Source organism: Pseudoflavonifractor sp. 524-17 (assembly GCF_009935845.1).
In the GTDB taxonomy this organism is placed as follows: domain Bacteria; phylum Bacillota; class Clostridia; order Oscillospirales; family Oscillospiraceae; genus Pseudoflavonifractor_A.
This window is the reverse complement of record NZ_QWEK01000021.1, coordinates 18,901-39,105: the sequence shown is the minus strand read 5'-3', so window position 1 is coordinate 39,105 and position 20,205 is coordinate 18,901. Positions and strand designations below refer to the sequence as shown.

16 protein-coding genes, 1 pseudogene and 1 other annotated feature are annotated in these 20,205 nt (G+C 61.5%); of the genes and pseudogenes, 5 read left to right on the top strand and 12 right to left on the bottom strand.

Going from position 1 to position 20,205, the window contains the following annotated elements; translation table 11 throughout:
- Window positions 1–29: 29 nt before the first annotated feature.
- Window positions 30–350 (top strand): annotated as a pseudogene (locus tag D1159_RS09310) (IS110 family transposase); the annotation flags it as partial.
- Window positions 351–892: 542 nt separating this feature from the next.
- Here D1159_RS09310 and D1159_RS09305 read toward each other — a convergent pair.
- The 5 genes from D1159_RS09305 to D1159_RS09285 all read right to left on the bottom strand — a co-directional run bounded on the left by D1159_RS09305 (window position 893) and on the right by D1159_RS09285 (window position 9,003).
- Window positions 893–2,065: a VWA domain-containing protein gene (locus D1159_RS09305; protein WP_161845401.1), complete on the bottom strand. Its 1,173-nt coding sequence runs from the start codon at window positions 2,063–2,065 to the stop codon at window positions 893–895.
- Between the two features lie 13 nt (window positions 2,066–2,078).
- The gene (locus D1159_RS09300) at window positions 2,079–4,376 is read right to left on the bottom strand and encodes a DUF5682 family protein (RefSeq protein WP_161845400.1); all 2,298 of its coding nucleotides are present in this window, start codon (window positions 4,374–4,376) and stop codon (window positions 2,079–2,081) included.
- Window positions 4,376–5,467 (bottom strand): AAA family ATPase, encoded by a 1,092-nt coding sequence (locus tag D1159_RS09295; RefSeq protein WP_161845399.1) that lies wholly within the window; start codon window positions 5,465–5,467, stop codon window positions 4,376–4,378. Before D1159_RS09295 ends, D1159_RS09300 begins: the two co-directional genes overlap by 1 nt.
- 99 nt (window positions 5,468–5,566) lie before the next feature.
- Complete coding sequence (locus tag D1159_RS09290) at window positions 5,567–7,525, bottom strand: HEAT repeat domain-containing protein (protein WP_161845398.1); 1,959 nt, start codon at window positions 7,523–7,525, stop codon at window positions 5,567–5,569.
- 26 nt (window positions 7,526–7,551) lie between these two features.
- Window positions 7,552–9,003, bottom strand: coding sequence for an SWIM zinc finger family protein (locus D1159_RS09285; RefSeq protein WP_161845397.1), 1,452 nt, complete (start codon window positions 9,001–9,003; stop codon window positions 7,552–7,554).
- A gap of 349 nt (window positions 9,004–9,352) precedes the next feature.
- Window positions 9,353–9,591: a binding site (T-box leader), on the top strand.
- Between the two features lie 61 nt (window positions 9,592–9,652).
- Between D1159_RS09285 and leuA the strand changes: the two genes are divergently transcribed.
- Complete coding sequence (leuA, locus tag D1159_RS09280; protein WP_161845396.1) at window positions 9,653–11,350, top strand: 2-isopropylmalate synthase; 1,698 nt, start codon at window positions 9,653–9,655, stop codon at window positions 11,348–11,350.
- Between the two features lie 230 nt (window positions 11,351–11,580).
- Here the strand turns inward: leuA and D1159_RS09275 are convergent, their stop codons facing one another.
- The 5 genes from D1159_RS09275 to D1159_RS09255 all read right to left on the bottom strand — a co-directional run bounded on the left by D1159_RS09275 (window position 11,581) and on the right by D1159_RS09255 (window position 15,701).
- Window positions 11,581–12,375 (bottom strand): ABC transporter ATP-binding protein, encoded by a 795-nt coding sequence (locus D1159_RS09275; RefSeq protein ID WP_161845395.1) that lies wholly within the window; start codon window positions 12,373–12,375, stop codon window positions 11,581–11,583.
- Complete coding sequence (locus D1159_RS09270; RefSeq protein ID WP_161845394.1) at window positions 12,368–13,318, bottom strand: ABC transporter permease; 951 nt, start codon at window positions 13,316–13,318, stop codon at window positions 12,368–12,370. The genes D1159_RS09275 and D1159_RS09270 overlap by 8 nt, the downstream gene beginning before the upstream one ends.
- Window positions 13,319–13,495: 177 nt before the next feature.
- Window positions 13,496–14,509: an ABC transporter substrate-binding protein gene (locus D1159_RS09265; RefSeq protein ID WP_161845393.1), complete on the bottom strand. Its 1,014-nt coding sequence runs from the start codon at window positions 14,507–14,509 to the stop codon at window positions 13,496–13,498.
- A 427-nt stretch (window positions 14,510–14,936) separates the two neighbouring features.
- A complete protein-coding gene (locus D1159_RS09260) occupies window positions 14,937–15,392 on the bottom strand; it encodes a hypothetical protein (RefSeq protein ID WP_161845392.1) in 456 nt (151 codons plus the stop codon).
- 42 nt (window positions 15,393–15,434) lie between these two features.
- The gene (locus D1159_RS09255) at window positions 15,435–15,701 is read right to left on the bottom strand and encodes a hypothetical protein (protein ID WP_161845391.1); all 267 of its coding nucleotides are present in this window, start codon (window positions 15,699–15,701) and stop codon (window positions 15,435–15,437) included.
- Between the two features lie 294 nt (window positions 15,702–15,995).
- Between D1159_RS09255 and D1159_RS09250 the strand changes: the two genes are divergently transcribed.
- From D1159_RS09250 to D1159_RS09240, 3 genes are all read left to right on the top strand, one after another.
- Window positions 15,996–16,424, top strand: coding sequence for a GNAT family N-acetyltransferase (locus D1159_RS09250; protein WP_161845390.1), 429 nt, complete (start codon window positions 15,996–15,998; stop codon window positions 16,422–16,424).
- 177 nt (window positions 16,425–16,601) lie between these two features.
- Complete coding sequence (gene udp, locus D1159_RS09245; RefSeq protein WP_161845389.1) at window positions 16,602–17,366, top strand: uridine phosphorylase; 765 nt, start codon at window positions 16,602–16,604, stop codon at window positions 17,364–17,366.
- A 17-nt stretch (window positions 17,367–17,383) separates the two neighbouring features.
- A complete protein-coding gene (locus tag D1159_RS09240) occupies window positions 17,384–17,656 on the top strand; it encodes a hypothetical protein (RefSeq protein WP_161845388.1) in 273 nt (90 codons plus the stop codon).
- Between the two features lie 54 nt (window positions 17,657–17,710).
- Here the strand turns inward: D1159_RS09240 and secG are convergent, their stop codons facing one another.
- Window positions 17,711–17,941, bottom strand: a complete 231-nt coding sequence (gene secG, locus D1159_RS09235) for a preprotein translocase subunit SecG (RefSeq protein ID WP_161845387.1) — start codon at window positions 17,939–17,941, stop codon at window positions 17,711–17,713.
- Window positions 17,942–18,080: 139 nt separating this feature from the next.
- On the bottom strand, window positions 18,081–19,841 hold the full coding sequence (gene thrS, locus D1159_RS09230) for a threonine--tRNA ligase (RefSeq protein ID WP_161845386.1): 1,761 nt from the start codon (window positions 19,839–19,841) through the stop codon (window positions 18,081–18,083).
- Window positions 19,842–20,205 lie beyond the last annotated feature (364 nt).

Here is a 20,205-nt window from a genome sequence, read left to right as displayed (position 1 = left end):
ATTGACTTCAACGCAGGTGCTGCGGTATGGTACCTCAGTACCCTGTTGTCATGGAAATGCGCGGGGCGGGAGATTCCCTTGGTCCCCAACTCATGGCGGACATTAGGGATGTGACCCGGTTTGTCCACAGAGGGTCTATCACTTCCTTCGCTGGTGTGGATCCGGGCTCCAATCAGTCCGGCACCCACGAAGCCCAAAGCGTTCGTACTTCCAAGAGTGGTCCGCCGGAACTGCGTAAGGTGTTGTTCCTGGTGATGGACTGTTTGTTGAAAACCATGCCCCAGGACAACCCGGTCTGCCGGTTCATGGATAAGAAACGCGCAGAAAGCAAGCCCTACCTGGTTTACATGGCCGAGGTTTGACCAGAAAGCACCCCATCTGGTGCGGGTCTGCGACTTTACCTGTGTAAAGGCTGGCGGAAGATTCCGCTGCGTCTGTGCTATTCTGGACCTCTATGCCAGAAAGGTCATCGCCTGCCTGGTTGGGAGCAGGAGCGACCGTTTTCTGGCCATTGACACCCTGCGGGATACGCTCAGACCCCACTCCCATAATCACGGCCTGACCCCAAACCAAGCTGAATTTGATTTCTTCCACAACTCTGCTTGTCCACTTCATTGACTATTGTCCATCTCTGCTTACCGCCGTTTTGGGCGGCTTAACAGTACTCATTTGGGGCAATTTCATCTGTTTCATCAGCCAATACACCCGACCTTCGCTGATGGCAATGCAATACTCCCTCAAGTATTTCCTACAAACTTCAAAATGTGAAAACAGCCGTCTATAGCTGTTGGAGGATATCCAACAGCCGCAGACGGCTGTTTCTTTTCCTATTCGTTCAGATGTACATTACAATCAACCAGTTTCAGCCGCCCCCCCCCTTTGGAACCCTCCGCTATTTTTTCCGCTGGAACTCCTTGGCCAGAGACATCAACTCCTGGCCTTTCAACGCCCGTTCCAGCAAAAGGGGCAGCTTTTCCGGTGTGCAGGCGAAGCAGGGGATGCCCATGGCGGCGATGCGCTGGGCAGTGGTTTCATCGTAGCAGGGCCGTCCGCCGTCGGCGATGGCCAGCAAAGTGATGACGGTGACGCCGGCGTCCTTCAGCTCCTCCAGCCGCCGGAGCAGGCCCGCCCGGTTGCCCCCCTCCTCCAGGTCGGAGATGAGGAAGAAGAGGGTTTTGGACGGGGTCTCTACGAACTCCTGGCAGTAGGCGATGGATTTGGCGATGTCGGTGCCGCCCCCCATCTGAAAGCCGAAGAGGAGATCCACCGGGTCCTGGCACAGCTGGGTGAGATCCATAATCTGGGTGTCAAAGGCCACCACGTTGGTGCGCACCGCGCTCATGCTGGCCAAAATACAGGCCATGATGGAGGAGTAAATGATGGACTCCCCCATGGAGCCGCTCTGGTCGATATCCAGAATCACGTGCCACCGGTTGGTGCGGCTGGAGCGGTCGTAAAAGTACACCCGCTCCGGCACGATGGCCTTGAGCTGGGGGCTGTAGTGCTTCAGATTGCGGGAGATGGTCCACTTGTAGTCAATGGCCGCGGCGCTGGGCAGCGGGGAGTGGGCCCGCTTGTTGAGGGCGGCGGTCACCGCCCGGCGGATGTCGCTGTCCAGCAGCTTGTTGATGTCGGCCACGATTTTGGCGATAAAGGCCCGGGCGGACTCTTTGGAGTGCTTGGGAATCTGGTCCTTGAGGGCCAGTAGGGTGGAGGCCAGATTTAAATCCGGCTCCAGATTTTCCAGCAGCTCCGGCTCCAGCAGCAGCTGCTTCAGCCCCCGGCGCTCCACCGCGTCGTTCTGCACCACCGCTACAATCTCCTGGTCGAAGAGGCGGCGCAGATCCCCCAGCCACTTGGCCAGCTTGGGGGAGGAGGGGCCGCGGCCCGCGCCCCGGCCGCCGCTCCCCAGGTCGCCGTCCCCGCCGTAGATGGCGGCAAGGGCGCTGTCCATAGCCAGCTCGTCCGGGGAGAGGGCGAGACCGCCGCCCATCTGGGAGAACCGGTCCTCGCTCTCCTGCCCCAGGATGAGCCGCCAGCGCTTGATGCGTGCTTCCTCTGTCATGATGTCCTCCCCCCTAAATGCCGTCAAAGTCGAATTCGTCCAGATCCGCCAGCAGCGCCTGCTCCTCCTGCGTGGTCTTGCGGAGGAGGGCGTCGGCGGTCTGCTGGGCGTTAAGCCCCCAGATCTCCCCCAGATTCTCCGCGATGTCCGCTTTCTCGCCGGCGGTGAACTCGCAGAAGGCCCGGCGGAGAAAGACCAGCGCCCGCTTGAAGGCATCGTCGTCCAGCTGGTCCAGATAGCCGCTGAGCTCCCGCCACAGGGACAGGCGGGTGATGAGGGCGGGACGGTTTTTCCGGGCCAGTCCCTCAAACCACCCGCACCCCAGGTCCGCCGGGATGCCGGGGGAGAGCCGCCGGGCCACCTCCCGCTCCAGCAGGGCGTCCTCCGCCTTGCCCCGCTCCAGCAGCGTGGCCATGGCAAAGCCGGAGCAGCAGGTGTTCAGATCATCCCGGTCAGAGATGCGGCTGAGCAGCGACAGCCACAAGGTCTCGTCCAGAAAGTCGTGGTTGAGCTGGACGGCGTTGAGGCTGTCCATGGTCTTCATGACGCCGTCAGCGGCGCTGTTGTCGCAGATACAGGCGTCCTCTAACGTAAGGCAGGCCCGGAGATAGAGCTGGCTGAGCAGGGGGATGAGGGGAGCGGCGTCAAACCGGCGGAGGTCCCCGTACCGGATCACCAAAGACAGCTGCGCGGCGGTGCCTGCAATGTCGCTGACTGCCGCCGCATCCACGCTCAGGCGCTGGAGGATGGAGAGAATATAGCCGGCGGCCGCGGGCATACCGCACAAAAAGGCGTCCCCAAAGAGGGAAGCGGCCTGTTCCATGGAGGTGCTGGCCTCCGCCCGCTCCCGCAGGGCGAAGGAAGCGGCCCCCTCCACTGTGTCTCCCAGCAGGGCGGACTCCACGATCTCGATCTCCGCCTCCGGGGTCCACTGAAGGGTCCAGTACTCTCCCCAGCTGGCCTTCTCCTGCCGCCGCTGGACCGGCACGGCGAAGCGCACCCCCAGCACCCGCAGCCGGTGGAGAAAGAGGGAGCGGTTGAGATCCAGAAAGGCGGCGGCCTCCGATTTGACGGTGAGCTTTTCTCTCAGGTCCAGATCCAAGGGTTTGGCCTGGGCCGTGCGGTAGGGCTCCAGCTTTAAATCCTTCAGCTGGCGGTAGAAGTCAGCCTGGATGGAGGTGCGGCTCACCCCGTCAGGGAGGGCGCCGATCTTCGTGCCGATCTCCACCTGCGCGGCGGCGGCGGCCAGCTCGGAAAAGTGCCCGTGGCCCATACAGGCCACCGCCGCGTCCCGCAGATCCGCCCGGCAGGGGTACTTGCTCCCCCGCAGGCCGGCCAGGGTGTGGGCCAGCCGCACCGCCTCAATCACCTCCGCAGAGGAGGTGAGGTTGCCCGCTCCCCGGTGGGCCGCGGCCAGGGCGGTGAGGTAGAGATAGGCCGCCTCCCCCGGCCCGCTCCGGTGCAGGGCCTCCCACAGCAGCTCAAAATAGGCTGGGGCCTGGTTTCCCGCGCCGTAGCCCGCCCGGGTGGACAGGCGGTAGTAGGAGTAGGGCATCAGCGTGGCGTGGCTCACCGCCCGGGGAAGGGCGTTCTGCTCCTCGTCGGTCATGGGGGCAATCTGCTCCAATCCCTCCACGTGGAACGCGCCGCAGACGCAGAAGATCCGCTCCGCCGGAACGCCGGTCTCCACCGCCTTTTGAATGGTACGTTTCATGTACGCCTCCCGCACCTGGTTTTCCGCGGTGCGGCGGGGGGAATCCTGGGCCAGGCGGCGCAGCTCCCGACCGAAGGTGTTGGCTGCGTCCCGGTAGGCCCCGGGGGTGTCCAGCTGCTCAAACCGCCGCTCCCAGAAGGCGTCGTGGTCCTCCCCGGTGACGGTCTCCAGCCGGCGGTAGACCCACTCGGTGGTGGGAATATCCGGGCTGGGTGCCTCCTCCGGCGGGGCGTCTTTGTCTTCGCCGTCCTCTTTGGGCGCGGCCCAGTCCGGCCCCAAGGCCAGGAAGACGGAGGAGGGCAGATCCATAAACCGGCAGGGCACCCCGTGCTCGTGGGCCCAGAGGATGGCCTGATATTCTGGGGAGTACTCCGCGAAGGGGTAGAGAATGGTGCGCACAGGACTGTCCTGCGTGTAGGCCAGAATGGCGGCGGGGAGCTTGGTCTGTGGGTGGCAGAACCAGTGCAGCTCCTCGGAGAGATCGCTGGGGCCCTCCACCAGCACCAGGGCCGGATTGGCCTCATCCAGCGCCCGCCGCAGGTGGTACGCCGCCGCCGGGGACAGGTGGCGCACCCCGAACAGCACCGGCCCGCCCATCAGGAATTCAGCTCCCGGCAGGCCCGGTAGAGGGGGAGCCAGGCGCTGCCCCGCTTCTTCATCACGTTTTCCAGGTACTCCTTCCAGACAATCTTGTCTTTGTCCTCCTCCTTGACCACCGCGCCCTGGAGGCCGGCGGCCAGGTCCTGGGGGGAGACCGCGCCGTCTCCGAAGCTGCCGGCCAGGGCCATGGAGTTGGCCAGCAGGGAGATGGCCTCGGCGGTGGACAGCACGCCGGTGGTGGTCTTCAGCTTCTGCTTGCCGTCCAAAGTGGCGCCGCTGCGCAGCTCCCGGAAGATGGTGACCACCTGCTCCACGGTGCCGGCGTCTGGCTGGCGGGCGTTGAGGTCCAGCCCGGCGGAGAGCTGCTCCACCCGGGTTTTTACAATGTCCAGCTCGGTCTGAATGTCCGGCGGGGTGGGGAGTACGACAATATTGAACCGGCGCTTGAGGGCGGCGGACATCTCGTTGACCCCCTTGTCCCGGCTGTTGGCGGTTGCGATGACGGAAAAGCCCTTCCGGGCGGGGAGCTCAATGCCCAGCTCCGGCACGGAGATGCGCTTTTCCGACAGGATGGAGATCAGGGCGTCCTGTACCTCGCTGGCGCAGCGTGAGATCTCCTCCACCCGGGCCACGGTGCCGCTCTCCATGGCCCGGTAGATGGGGCTTTTCACCATAGCCTCGGGACAGGGGCCCTTGGCGATGAGCATGGCATAGTTCCAGGAGTAGCGGATCTGCTCCTCGGTGGTGCCGGCGGTGCCCTGGACCACCTTGGTGGAGTCGGCGTTGACGGCGGCGGACAGGTGCTCGGACAGCCAGCTCTTGGCGGTGCCTGGCTCCCCGATGAGCAGCAGCGCCCGGTCCGTGACCAATGTGGCAATGGCAATCTCCACCAGCCGGCGGCTGCCCATGTACTTGGGGGTGATGGGAACCCCCTTGACGGTGGTATTTCCGGTGACGTAGGTGAGCACCGAGCGGGGGGACATCTTCCAACCGGTGGGGACGGGATCCGTCTCCGCGGCGATCAGCGCGTCCAGTTCCTTTTGATAGAGCTCCTCCGCCGGGAGGCGCTGTACGTTTTTATCAGACATATTAAGTTCCTCCATTTCAGACTGCCAGAGATTGCATGTTGTCCGCCCCTGCGGGCGCGAACGCTGCGGGGCTTTTTCCACAGGCTGATTTACCGCGATCTACCGCATACTCCACCACTCGGCCCACACCGGGAAGGGCTTGCCCTCCCGGAGCTGTTGGATGGTCCAGGGGATGACCTTTTCCGCCAGGGGCAGGTCGTTCTTACGGAAAGCCAGGGCGGGGTCGATCTCCTCCATCAGCTCCGCCACCTCCTGGGCGGGGAAGCGGGCGGCGGCCGCAAAGAGCAGCTCCCACATCCGGTAGAGATAGTGCCGCCCGGATTTCTTGCGCAGGGATCTTCCCAGCACACCTCTGGGGCTCTCCCCCAGGTCCACCAAAAAGCGGCCGTAGACATAGGCGTTTCCGGAGGACAGCATGGCCCCTCTGAGATAGGTCCCGGCGGCAGAGCGCATTTCCTCATTCTCGTGGTCAATCAGGCTCGCCAGTGCCAGGTCGAAGCGGCCCACGGGGTCCCCGCTGCCGAAGGGCATATACTGGCCGGGGATCTCCTTCCAGACAGCCTGAATCAGCCGGGGGATCCACCGGGGGTCCAGGGGCTCGGCGGTGGGCTGGCCGGTGATGTAATCCCAGACGTTGTCCCAGTTGTAGAAGGGGCGGTCGTCCTCCTTCACCCAGTAGCTCTTTTGGTCCTTGCGCCAGGTCACCCAGGTAAAGGCCCGCAGGAGGACGTCGTGGATGGCCCGCTTGGGGCCGGCGTCCAAAAGGGGCTTTTTGGTGAGCAGATAGGGGGAGAAGCGGTCGTACACCTCCGCCGCCGGGCGGGAGAGCAGGGCGGCCAGGAAGGAAAGGATCAGATAGCGGGTCATAGCGGGACGGTTCTCCCAGAGGGTTTGGCAGAAGTCCCGCAGGGGGCCCGGTCCGGTTTTGAGCAAAATGTCCCGCAGGTGGTCCGTCAGCCTCACCCCCAGGAAGGGGGAGCGGCCCTTTTCGTCCTCAATGCGGTCGATGGCCTCGATATGCTCATCCACCCACCGCCAAAAGTCCAGCATCACGGGGGAGTCTTTTTGGCCGATGGCCCAGCACCAGGCGGTAATGTCCTGGCTCTCCGCCAGACTGGCGGGCCCCTCCCTGGTGAGGAGCGTCTCCAGCCGCTGGCGCAGTCCGGCGGTGATCAGGTCGACAGACCAGTCCGAGCGGGCGGGCTGAAGGAACTTCACCGACTGGCTGTTCTTGGCCAGCTCCTCCTCCCAGAAGGAGCGGACCTCCGCCCCCTCCTGAAGGGCCAGGGCCTGGAGGGCGGCGTCCCGGTTGGCCCCCCGCTCCGTCTTGGCCAGCTCCAGCAGCAGGGCGGCGTTGTCCTGGTCGTCCCCCAGGGCGGTGATCACCGCCCCGCGGACCTCCTTCTTGGCCTGGGGGAGAATCTCCCGCAGCCAGGGGGTGGCCTGCGGGCCCTGGACGGCGGCGATGACCTCCACCCGGCGGGCCATCTCCTTTTTCCCGGCGGGATCAAAGTCCCGCTTTAACAGCGGCAGGGGGGCGCCGCCCAGCTTTTTGAGGATTTCCCCGTTCAGCGCGGCCAGCTCCCCATAGCTGTCTCCCAGCCCGGCCACCAGGGCGGGGAGCACCCGGAAGTCCTCAAAATACTCCGGGTGATTCTCCCAGGCGGACTGGACGATCTCCATCCGCCCGCTGCCGGTGGTGGTGAGGGCGGTGAGCAAGGGGGAGAGGGCCCCCCGGCTCAGGGGGCGGTACACCCCGCTTCCCCCACAGTCCAGGGGGAGCAGATCGCCGGCCTTCCCAACCGTCCCCTGGGTGTAGGCCACCGCGTCCACCAGGGCCAGCAGGGCCAGCAACTTCCCCGGACGCTCCTCTCTGGGGGCGGCCAGCAGGCTTTCCGCCCCGGCTTTGATCTTACCAAAGACCGGACTGGCCTTGGCCAGGGGCTCCAGCCCCTCCGCCGCCCGCTTGAGGCGGAAATCCTCGTCCAGCAGGCCGGCGCCCGCCACGGCGGCGCGCTCCAGCCGTTCCTTTAGCTCATACAGGCTTTGCAGTTCCATAATGGCGTCTTCCTCCGTTTCCGTGGTCAATACTGAAGCCGGACGATCTGAGTTCCGGTGATAAGACTGTAGGGGTGCAGGCACAGGGTCCGTTGGACCGCGTCGTAAAACATCACGCCGAAGACCACGCCGTCCTCCAGCATTCCGCCGTCGGGCAGGAGGGCCAGGCGGTGTACGCACCGGTGGTCCTCTCCCGCCTCGGGCTGGTCCATCAGGACAATGCGCTGGCCAGCGGGGTCCTCCAGCACGGCTTCCCCGTCCACCGCGCCGATGCGGGCGTAGGGGATCAGCACGCCGGCGTATTTGGGGGACAGGGTGTTCTTAATCTGGTTCTTCACCGCCTTCACCGCCGCGGCCACCCCGGGCTGGGCTTTCTCCCGCAGCTGGGCCAGATGGCCGGGGGTGAGGTCGTGGGGCATGGCGCTCTCCCACCTCGCCCGGCGGTTGAGCTCCCCGGGATAGCGGTAGAGCTGGGGAACGGTGAGGACGGAGAAATTACTGTCCTCCTCCTTCACGTATTTCAGGGCCTTGACAGGCCGGTAATTCAACGTCTGATAGACCTCGCCGCTGTCCAGGTCGGCCCAGAAGCCCCGGTCGATGTACTCCCGCCGGGCGGGATCGTAGGACACGTCAAAGGACAGCTGCACCACGCTGGCCGCCTCCTTACAGGCGCCGGCGGCGCCCAGCTCCTCCAGCTTCCACACGCCGCCTAGGGCCTCGAAGAGCACATTGTCCTCCTGGGAGAACTGACCCTGCTCCAGCTTTTCGCTCAAAAAGACCCGGCCCTTTTGAATGGTGGAGTGGAGGGCAATGAGCTCCCGCAGCGCCTGTTCATAGCACTGCTCCGCCTTGTCCGGCTCCTTCTGAATGGCGCTCACTGCCAGGGCGATGCGGGAGAAGGACAGCTGGGGCCCGTTGAGGTAAAAGCTGCCCAGATCCTTCGCCAGCTTTTCATAGGACTTTGCCGACACGCCCGCCAGCGTGCCCAGCCCGCCGGTCAGAAGGTCGTTTACCATCCGCTCTGCCATATCCAGGCCCTCCAGCTGCTTTTTCAGCTTCTTGGTGCGGGCGGCGGCGTTGACCTTCTTGGGCTTGGCGGGGGCGGCGGGATCGGCTCCGGCGGCCTTTTTCGCGGCCTTGGCCGCCTGCTTGGCCCGCTTGTCCGCCAGGGACTGGGGCAGCTCCCCTACGGGGAACTCTTTCCCTGCCTCCAGCTCGAACATCAGGCCCAGCGCGTGCTTGCAGGGGAACTGCCGGCTGGGGCAGGAGCACCGGCACACCGGCGACTGGGGGTCTGTCAGGTCGATGGACACCTGATAGGGGTTCTTGCCGCTGCCGGCGCAGTCGGCCCAGAAGCAGTCCCCCTGCTCACTCTGGCAGTGGTTGAAAAAGCTCCCCTTTCGGGACAGCTTGCGGCCGTTCTCCACCGCAGAGGCGTTGGGCGCCAGTGCGCGGATAACATCTTCCTTCCATTCCATAACAAATTGCCCTCCTTGGTGCTTTTTAGACCTTGTCTGATAAACGGCACAATCCCCGGCGGAAAAAGCGCCGCCCCCTGGGCGTTTGGACACATTTCAAACAAGATATCAGTAGTATAGCGAAGAAGCAGTCCCATAAACCGGACTGATTTCTGCGTGGCTGCGTTCTCCCAAATTGTAGCACAACAGAAGGACGTTGAACATTCCCTTTCAAAAAAAAGTGGGGCGGCAGGCCGGGCCGCTCCCCTGCGGGAGAAGACGCAATACTCCGCAGAAAAACGGCGCGTCCGCCTGTTCCGGGGGAAAATGGACTTGACAAAGGACCTGGGTTTTCTGTATAATCATCGCAATAACAGCGATGATGGGAAGAAGACAGGGCTGCTCCGCTCAGAGAACCGGTGGTTTGGTGCGAACCGGCGCGTGGGTCCCCTGTGGATACTGGTCCCGGAGCCGCCTGCCTGAACGGGAATTTAGGGCAGGCCGGATGGCCTCGTTATTGGCCAGGGCCTTGTTGGAGGCCGTGAGCGTCCCCCGGCGACGGCGGACGGAACCAGGGTGGTACCGCGTATTTGTAATTACGCCCCTGACCTAATTTTGGATAGGTCAGGGGCTTTTTCCGTGGCCTAAAACCGACAGGAGGAACTGATTTATGAGCAAATCCTTTGAAAAGTACATTCCCTTTGTCCCCCTCAAGCGCCCCAGCCGGCGGTGGCCGGACCAGGAGATCAAGGCCGCTCCCATCTGGTGCTCCGTGGACCTGCGCGACGGCAACCAGGCGCTGGTGGACCCCATGAATCTGCGGGAAAAGCTGGAGTATTTCCACACTCTGGTGGATATCGGGGTGAAGGAAATTGAGATTGGCTTCCCTTCCGCCTCGGAGACCGAGTTTGAGATCTGCCGTGAGCTCATCGACGGGGGGCATATCCCAGATGACGTGACCATCCAGGTGCTGGTCCAGGCCCGGCCCCACCTGATTCAGCGCACCTTTGAGGCCATTCAGGGGGCCAAGCACGTTATCCTTCACTTCTACAACTCCACCTCCGCCCTCCAGCGCAAGGTGGTCTTCCACATGGATCGGGAGGGCATCACCAAGATCGCCGTGGACGCGGCCAAGCTCATCTATGAGCTGTCCCAGCCCGTCATCGCTGGCGGCATGGACCTGCGCTTTGAGTACTCCCCCGAATCCTTTATGGGCACGGAAATGGACTACGCGGTGGAGATCTGCCAGGCGGTGCTGGACAACCTCCACGCCACGCCGGAGAAAAAAGTCATCCTCAATCTCCCCACCACGGTGGAAAACTGTATGCCCAACTACTTCGCCGACGAGATCGAGTATTTTATTGAAAAGCTGCCTGGCCGGGACTGCGCCATCATCTCCCTGCACCCCCACAATGACCGGGGCTGCGGCGTGGCCACTGCGGAAATGGGCCTGCTGGCCGGGGCGGAGCGGATTGAGGCCACCCTTTTCGGCAACGGCGAGCGCACCGGCAATGTAGACATCGTCACTTTGGCCCTGAACATGCACACCCAAGGGGTGGACCCCCAGCTGGACCTCTCCCACATCAACGACATCCGGGAGATGTACGAGCGGTGTACCAAGATGAAGGTGGGAGAGCGGCAGCCCTATGCCGGCTCTCTGGTGTTCACCGCCTTCTCCGGCTCCCACCAGGACGCCATCAACAAGGGGACCCAGTACATGGCTGACAGCGGCTCGGACAAGTGGGAGATCCCCTACCTCCCCATTGACCCTGCCGACGTGGGCCGCCAGTACGAGCCCATTATCCGCATCAACAGCCAGTCCGGCAAGGGGGGCGCCGCCTTCGTCATGCAGCACTCCTTCGGCTTCGAGCTGCCCAAGTCCATGCACCCGGAATTCGGCCACATCGTCCAGGTGGAGACCGACCGGGTGGGCACCGAGCTTCAGCCGCAGCGGGTCTATGAGCTTTTTCACGACAACTACATCGACGCCACCGCCCCCTATCAGCTGGTGCGCCACTCCTTTGCCGAGTTCACCGACGAGGGGGGGCACTCCCACGTCACCTTCGCCGGCACCCTGCGGCATAAGGATACCGTCTTCCAGGTCCAGGGGTCCGGCAACGGCCCCATCGACGCCTTCTTCAACGCCATCCACGGCCAGAAAATGGACCGCTTCACCTTTGTGGACTACAAAGAGCACGCCATTAAGCGGGGCTCTGACTCCCAGGCGGTGGCCTATATCCACCTTCAGGACCAGAACCGCCGGGATTGGTTCGGCGTGGGAATGAGCCACAACATCAACCTGGCCCCCCTGAAGGGAATCCTCTCTGCGGTGAACCGCTGGTATAACGCCACCCACAGCGGGGAGTAATGGGGCGTAGCTTGAGGCGCTCAAAATTTCTGACAGACGGCACAATTCGCCCTCCCTCCGCCTGTGGCGGAGGGAGGGCGAATTGCCAGGGAAGGATAGTTGAATTTGAAGGTCTGAACACCGCGCTCGGTCTGGTCAAAACAGGTTTTCAAGAGGCTGTTCTGAGATGTTCTGCCTGCCAGCTCCGGCATACGGCTCTGCAGCCCTCCCCGGTTGGCACAGGCGATCACTCACGACAGCAGCGCCCGGTCGCTGGCGAATTCGGCGCCGCTGGCCCTGGAGAACTGCTCCAGCAGGTGCTCCACAGTGAGCGCTTTTTTCTCCTGCCCGGAGATATCCAGCACAATGCGGCCGTCATACATCATGATCAGCCGGTTGCCGTGGGCAATGGCGTCCTTCATATTGTGGGTGATCATCAGGGTGGTCAGGCTGTCCCGGGTGACAATCTTCTCGGTGGTGTCCAGCACCTTGGCGGCGGTCTTGGGATCCAGGGCGGCGGTGTGCTCGTCCAGCAGGAGGAGCTTGGGCTTGCGCAGGGTGGCCATAAGCAGGGTGAGTGCCTGCCGCTGTCCGCCGGAGAGCAGGCCCACCTTGCTGGTAAGCCGGTCCTCCAGCCCCAGGTCCAGCGTCTTCAAAATCTCCCGGTAGCGCTCCCGCTCCGCCTTGGCGATACCGCTTTTCAGCCCCCGGCGCTGTCCCCGGCGGGCGGCCAGGGCCAGGTTTTCCTCAATCTGCATGGTGGCGGCGGTACCCATCATGGGGTCCTGAAAAACCCGGCCAATGTATTTGGCCCGCTTGTGCTCCGCCAGACGGGCCACGTTGGCCCCGTCGATGAGGATGCTGCCCTCATCCACCGGCCACACCCCCGCCACGGCGTTGAGCAGCGTGGACTTTCCCGCGCCGTTGCCGCCGATAACGGTGACAAAGTCCCCGTCGTTCAGGTTGAGGGACAGGCCGTTCAGGGCCCGCTTCTCGTTGACTGTTCCGGGGTTGAAGGTTTTGTAGATTCCCTTAATCTCAAGCATGTTTTGCGCCCTCCCTTTTCACGGGCTTGGAGAAGTACTTGCCCTTCCAGTAGGGCACGGACAGGAAGACGGCCACTACCAACGCGGAGAGCAGCTTCAGATAATTGGGGTTGAGCCCCATCGCCAGCACCGCCTGGATGACGATATAGTAGAGAATGGCGCCCAGCACCACGGATAAAAGCTTCAGGGCAAAGTTGCGGAATATTTTTCCAAAAATTACCTGTCCAATGATGACGGCGGCCAGGCCGATGACAATGGCCCCCCGGCCCATTTGGATCTCACAGGCGCTGTTGTACTGCACCAGCAGCCCCCCGGACAGGGCCACCAGGCCGTTGGAGATCATCAGGCCCAGCACCTTGCAGAAATCGGTGTTGATTCCCTGGGCCCGGGCCATGTTGGGGTTGGCCCCGGTGGCCCGGAGCGCGGCGCCCAGCTCCCGGCCGAAGAACCAGTAGAGCAGGGCGATGATAGCGGCGGTAAAGAGGCCCACCACAAAGATGGGGTGCCGCCAGAGAGGGCGGGCGCCCTTGGCCACATCCTGGACAAAGCGCAGGGAGACCAGCAGCTGGTCCAGCACGTCGGGGTTCGTGACGTTAATGGCCACCGTGGCCTTCATGCCCATAATGGCCATATTCACAGAGTACAGGCCAAGCTGGGTGAGGATCCCCGCCAGAATGGCGGGGATCCCGCAGACAGTGTGGAGGATGCCGGTGGCAAATCCCGCCGCCATGCCTGCCAGCGCGGCGGCCAGCAGCGCTGCCCACAGGTTGGCGCCCCCGGCGAAGAGCACCACAAAGGCCGCCCCGCCGGTGCAGAACGAGCCGTCCACCGTCAGATCGGCGATATCCAGTATTTTATAGGTGATATACACACCGGCGGCCAGAATGCCCCAGATCAGTCCCTGGGAGACGGCCCCCGGCAGGGCATTGATGAAATCTACCATAAAACGCCTCAGCTCCTTTAAATACAGGTTCTCAGGCCTTGTCTGACACATGGCACAATACCCGGCGGCCAGAAATCCTGTGCCAGGACAAAGCCTAATTAAACTGCCAGAAAACAGCGGGAAAAGGAAGGCCTTCTCCCGCTGTTTTCTGACAGTTTTGATGGAACAACCTATGGTTTATTCCACGACAATGGCCTCATAGCCATCGGGCGGGGTCAGGCCCAGGGCGGTACAGGTGGCCTCGTTGTACTTCTTGGTAAACTGGGGGGCGTACTCAATAGGCATCTCGGCCACGTTGGCCTCGCCGGTGAGAATTTTTACCGCCATCTGGCCGGTGGTGTAGCCCAGGTCATAGTAACTGATAGACAGGGTGGCCACACCGCAGCCGGCGCAGATGCCCTCCTCCCCGGCGAAGACGGGAACCTTGCCCCGGCAGATGTTGTCCACGATGCCGGCGTTGGTGGCCACGGTGTTGTCTGTGGGGACATAGATCACGTCATTGTTATCGGCGGCGTTCTGGACAATGGAGGCCATGTCGTTGGTATCCGTGAAGGGGTACTGGGTGCAGGTGTAGCCCAGGGCCTGCAGGCTGGCCTGGACTGTGTCCACCTGATACTGGCTGTTGGCCTCGGCGGAGCAGTAGATCAGCCCCACAGTCTTGGCCTCGGGGCACCACTCCTGAATCATGGCGGCCTGCTGGTCCAGGGGGGCCAGGTCGGAGGTGCCGGACACGTTGGTGCCCACAGTGCCCCCGAAGTTGTCAATGCCCAGGGCCACGCCGTACTCGGTGACTGCGGTGCCCAGCACCGGAATGTCGCCGGTGGCGGAAGCGGCGGCCTGGAGGGCGGAGGTGGCGTTGGCCAGAATCAGATCCACATCGGCGGACACAAATCCGTTAACAATCGTGGCGCAGGTAGGGGAGTCCCCGGCGGCATTTTTCTCGTCAATGGTGACCCGATCCCCAAACGCGTCTGTAAGGGCGGCCTTAAAGCCCTCCGTAGCGGCGTCCAGCGCGGGGTGGGGGGCCAGCTGGCAGATGCCTACCGTGTAGGAGGCGTCCTCAGAGGGGGCCTGACTGGGGGCGTCCCCGCCGCCGCTGGGCGGGGCAGCCTGACCGCCGGAGCAGGCGGACAGAGACAGGAACATGGCCGCGCTGAGACAGCCGGCGGCAAACTTGGACAGCTTTTTCATTTCCATTCCTCCAAAGTGAAGTACATTTGGGACGGCACTTTATCACTTTTAGGCGTTAAAGTATCCCGCCATAAAAAAAGTGCCTTTTCATAGACAGAGCATTACTGCCCTTTAGACGCCCTTTATCATACCCCCTATGCCGCCCGATGTCAAGCCCTTTGTTTCCGCATCCCTGCTCCTCCTGAGCGGTGCTGCTGGATAAAGGTCCGGCGGCCTTACAGCAACAAGGCGTTGAACAATACATATACCTATGATATCATTTAACACGGAAATCTGGACCTGTGAAAGCAGGCAGCGTCCAGTTGATTGGGCAGTTATCCAGTACAGATAACTGCCCGGCTGTATATTTTTGCAAAGGGAGACGAAACAAGCCGCGTTGGACCCGTCAATTTTTTGGCGGCAGGCCGTATGGAATCCACCCGCCGTGTCAGTGTGCGCAGTTTAAGCCGCTCAGGCGGGCGATGATTTTTTCCCGGTACTCTGTGTGGTGCGGCATACCGCCCCCCAGGCCGCCCCGCTTCGGCAGCTGGAGCTTGAGAAAGCTGCCGTCTTTCAGGGTGATCGAGCAGTTGACCGCACCCATAAAAGCGTTTTTAATCACGCAGCTCTGAATTTCCTCCAGAGGGAAGCAGGTACCGATGTCCTGAGCCACGGTCTTTCTCAGATCTGGGACGCGGTAGAACTCATTTAAGTATTTGCGCTCCTCACACTCGGCAACGATGAGGTAGTGCTCCGTAACGCTTATATACACGTCAAAATAGGACGTCTTTTTCTTGTTCACCTGAAGGGTGATTCCGTGTATCCCTGCGCAGAGCGTCTCTCCCTCTGGAAGACAGCGCCCAAGAACCTGCCTCATGTTGCCTTCGTCAAAAATACCGGCCATCGTCAAGCCACCTCCATAAAATAAAAATGGACGGTTTTGATTCTACCATATGGACTGTCCCAATGCAAGGCGCGCCAACGAAAGACCCTTTCCCCTCTCGTGTCGATCGCTTTGACCACCGGCAATTTCACCAAAAGCCAGGCTGAGGCTAGGGCCTGTTTGAAAATTGTCAACACGCCCAAACGGCAGCTCTTTTTCCGCCATACTTTGCCGATTTTCCTTGAAATACATCCAGTATTCCTGCGTCAAATCGGCTTTGTCTGACGAAAAAATATCCCGCCGCTGAGCATATTGCCATTTTTCAAACAAGGCCTAAACAGCCAGTCCGGCAAATCAAAATCTATAAGGAGAACACATATGAAGTGTCCTTATTGTCACAAGGATATGCAGCCAGGCACAATTCAAAGCTCTCACGTGCTGAACTGGCGGAAAAGAAAGCCCTTGATAAACTGCTCTGATGTACCTGAACGTGCAGTACGTTTATCGAAAGGGTCATTGGTGAAAGGCACATCTGTTGAAGCATGGCTATGCAGAGATTGCCGCAAAGTAATTATTGACTATTCTTCCGGTATCGGATAATTGCAGTTTACAGGAGATCATACAATGATAAGAGCGATGAAAGAACAGGATTTAACCGCAGTGATGCAGATATGGTATGACACCAATGTGAAGGCCCACTGTTTTATTCCAGAGGAATATTGGGCCGGTCATTTCCCGGCCGTTAAAGACCAGCTGCCCCAGGCGGAAATTTATGTATTTGAAAATGACAATTCCGATGAAATTGATGGTTTTATCGGATTAACAGGCAGCTATATTGCAGGAATTTTTGTAAAAGAGGCCGCTCAATCAAGGGGGATCGGAGCGCAATTATTAAATTATGCAAAGCAGTTCAAGACCGGCATGGAGCTGAGCGTTTATCAGAAGAACACGCAGGCGGTGCGGTTTTATCAAAGAGAGCAGTTTATGATTCAGTCTGAACAGATTGATGACAGCACCGGTGAAAGAGAGTTTATTATGGCCTGGACAAAATAGGAGCGTTCCGGCTTGGGAACCCTTCGAGAAGCGGCCTCTGCATTTTGTACAAATATACTTGCCTATGGGAGAGAAAACGTTTATACTATGGATAAATCCGGCCCGGTTTTCCACGGCGGCATAACTGGCCCGGACGGCCCGTTTTCGGGCCATATCAGAAGATGAGGTGAGTTATCCATGCATGAACATGAACTCCAATTTCATATCAAGTGCGGCCAGGGAGATGTGGGCCGTTACTGCATTCTGCCTGGGGACCCGGGGCGGTGTGAGAAGATTGCCGCCTATTTTGACAATCCGGTAAAGGTGCAGTCCAACCGGGAGTACACCACCTACACCGGAACGCTGCTGGGAGAGAAGGTAAGCGTCTGCTCCACCGGAATCGGCGGGCCGTCGGCGGTCATCGCCATGGAGGAGCTGCACAAAATCGGCGCGGACACCTTTGTGCGGGTAGGTACCTGCGGCGGTATCAACTTAAAGGTAAAGAGCGACGACGTTGTGATCGCCACCGGCGCCATCCGCATGGAGGGGGCCAGCCGGGAGTATGCCCCCATTGAGTTCCCCGCTGTCTCCGACTACCAGGTGCAGGAGGCGCTGGTGGCCGCGGCCAAACATCTGGGCAAGCCTTGGCACGCCGGCGTGGTGCAGTGCAAAGACTCCTTCTACGGCCAGCACGACCCGGCCCGGATGCCGGTGTCCTATGAGCTGCTCCACAAGTGGGAGGCGTGGAAGCGCCTGGGAGTGCTGGCCTCGGAGATGGAATCCGCCGCTCTGTTCTGCTGTGCCGCCGCCCTGGGGGTACGCTGCGGCTCCTGCTTCCACGTCATCTGGAATCAGGAACGGGAGGCCGCCGGCCTGGACCAGGACGAAAGCCATGACCTGTCCGCCGCCATTGAGGTGGGCGTTGAGGCCCTCAAGCTGCTCATCCAGGCCGACCGGGCGTAGTGGGGGGCGAAGATTTTATGGATGCACCACCGGTTATCTACCTGGAGGCGTGGAAGCTCACCCAGCCGGAGACGGCCTGGCCCCGCCTGTGCCAGACCTTTGGTCTGGCGGAGGGGGAGGAGCCCCGGCTGGAGGCGCTGCGGGAGCGGCTGGCCCAGGGGGAAGCGCTTGGCGTTGTCCTCATCGGAGGCGACCTGCTGCGGCGGGAGAGCTGGGGCAAACGCCTGCTGGGCGCCCTGACCCAGGCAGCCAACGAAAACTCAAAGCTCCACCTGGTCTTTCGGGACTGAATGGATCGAAAAAACGGCGCTGCGTTTTATCGCAGCGCCGTTTTTTGGCGTTTGCTATACCAGACAGAGGACCAGCGCCAGCAGCATGAAGCCGATGGCCACCCACTTGGTCCAGCGGGCCAGCTTGGCGTCCCAGCCCTTGGCCTTGTTCTTGGCCATAAAGGTATCGGCCATGCCGGCGATGGATCCGGACAGACCGGCGCTCTTGCCGGACTGGAGCATGACCACTGCAATGAGCGCCAGCGCAAGCACAACAAGGATGACACTCAGGATTATCTTCACCACAGTTGCATCTTTCCTTTCCGCCCAGAGGGGCCATAATCAATTCCGTTTGGGCGCAAAAAAGCCGCCCATTTCAAAATGTGTCTTTCATGATACCACAGGCAGCGCCCTTTTTCAAGCCATTTTTCCCGGCAGAACGGGGTTATTTAATGGTCTTCTTTTCCACCTCACCGGCCAGCAGGGCGGCAAAGGCATCCAGGGACATGGCGCCCATATCCTCGCCGGTGCGGTGGCGGACGGAGACGGTGTTGTTCTCCACATCCCGGTCGCCGAGAACCAGCATATAGGGCGTCTTGGCCAGCTGGGCCTCCCGGATCTTTTTGCGGATGGTCTCGTTCCGGTGGTCCACCTCCACACGGAAGCCCTGCGCGTCCAGAGCCTCGGCCACGGTATCGGCGTAAGAGGCGGCACGGTCGGTAACGGTGAGGATCTTCACCTGTATCGGGGAGAGCCAGGCGGGGAAGGCGCCGGCAAAGTGCTCGGTAATCACGCCGATGAACCGCTCAATAGAGCCCAGCAGGGCCCGGTGGATCATAACGGGGCGGTGCTTGCCGCCGTCCTCGCCCACGTACTCCAGCTCGAAACGCTCCGGCATCTGGAAGTCCAGCTGGATGGTGCCGCACTGCCAGGTGCGGCCCAGGCTGTCGGAGAGGTGGAAGTCCAGCTTGGGGCCGTAGAACGCGCCGTCGCCGGGGTTGACGACGAAATCCTTGCCCATTTCCTCCATGGCGGCCTGGAGCGTACTCTCGGCAAAGTGCCACACCTCCTCGCCGCCCATGTGGTCCTCCGGCATGGTGGACAGCTCAATCTGGTAGGTCAGGCCGAAGGTGGAGTACATCTCGTCAAAGAGCTTCACCACGTTTTTGATCTCGTCCTTCATCTGCTCCCGGGTCATGAAGATGTGGGCGTCATCCTGCGTAAAGCAGCGCACCCGGAACAGGCCGTGGAGGGCGCCCGACATCTCATGCCGGTGGACCAGGCCCAGCTCCGCCATGCGCAGGGGGAGATCCCGATAGGAGTGGGGCTCGTTTTTGTAGACCAGCATACCGCCGGGGCAGTTCATGGGCTTGACGGCATAGTCTTCCTCGTCGATGACGGTGGTATACATGTTGTCCTTGTAGTGGTCCCAGTGGCCGGAGCGGTGCCAGAGCTGCTGGTTGAGGATGATGGGGGTGGCAATCTCCACATAGCCGTACCGCTTGTGGCATTCACGCCAGTACTCCAGCAGGGTGTTCTTCAGCACCATGCCCTTGGGGAGGAAGAAGGGGAAGCCGGGGCCCTCCTCGGTCATCATGAACAGGCCCAGCTCCTTGCCCAGCTTGCGGTGGTCCCGCTTTTTTGCCTCCTCAATGCGCTGGAGGTAGGCGTCCAGCTCGTCCTTCTTGGGGAAGGCAATGCCATAAATACGCTGCAAGGTCTCCCGGTTGGAGTCCCCCCGCCAATAGGCGGCGTTGCAGGCGGTGAGCTTGATGGCGTTGCCCTTGATCCGCCCGGTGGAGTCCACATGGGGGCCGGCGCACAGGTCGGTAAACTCCCCCTGCTTATAGAAGGAGATATGGGCGTCCTCCGGCAGGTCGTGGATGAGCTCCACCTTGAAGGGCTCCCCCTTCTCCTCCATGAACTTGACGGCCTCCTCCCGGGGGAGCTCGAACCGCTCCAGGGGCAGCTTCTCTTTGCAGATTTTCCGCATCTCCCCCTCAATTTCCTCCATCATCTCCGGGGTGAAGGGGACCGGGGAATCCAGGTCATAGTAGAAGCCCTCGTCAATGGAGGGGCCGATGGCCAGCTTGACCTCGGGGTAAAGGCGCTTCACCGCCTGGGCCAGAATATGGGAGCAGGTGTGCCAGTAGGTTTTGCGGTACTCCGGGTTTTCAAAGGTATACTTGTTCTCTTCAGAAGACATGACGCTTCCTCCTTTTGATTTGGGGCGGAGGATGTTTCTGCCAAAGGCAAAAAGCGCCTCACCCCTGATGTGTGTTCAGGGGTGAGGCGCAGACGCGTCCCACGGTTCCACCCTGCTTACGGCATGGCCGTCGCTCGTGACCGCTGTAACGGGCGGACCCCGTCCCGGTTATGTCCCGGGCGGCTCAGGGGTGGTGGCGCGCTGTCCCGGCCCTGGAAGCGCTCACAGCCTGGACGCTTCCTCTCTGAAGGGCGGATTGCACAGGGCGTCTTCCCCGTCACTGCCTCAATTTCGGGGCTACTATACCACGTTCCGGCGGGGTTGTCAAGAGCGCCGGGACTGCCGGGGCTACAGATTCAAAACA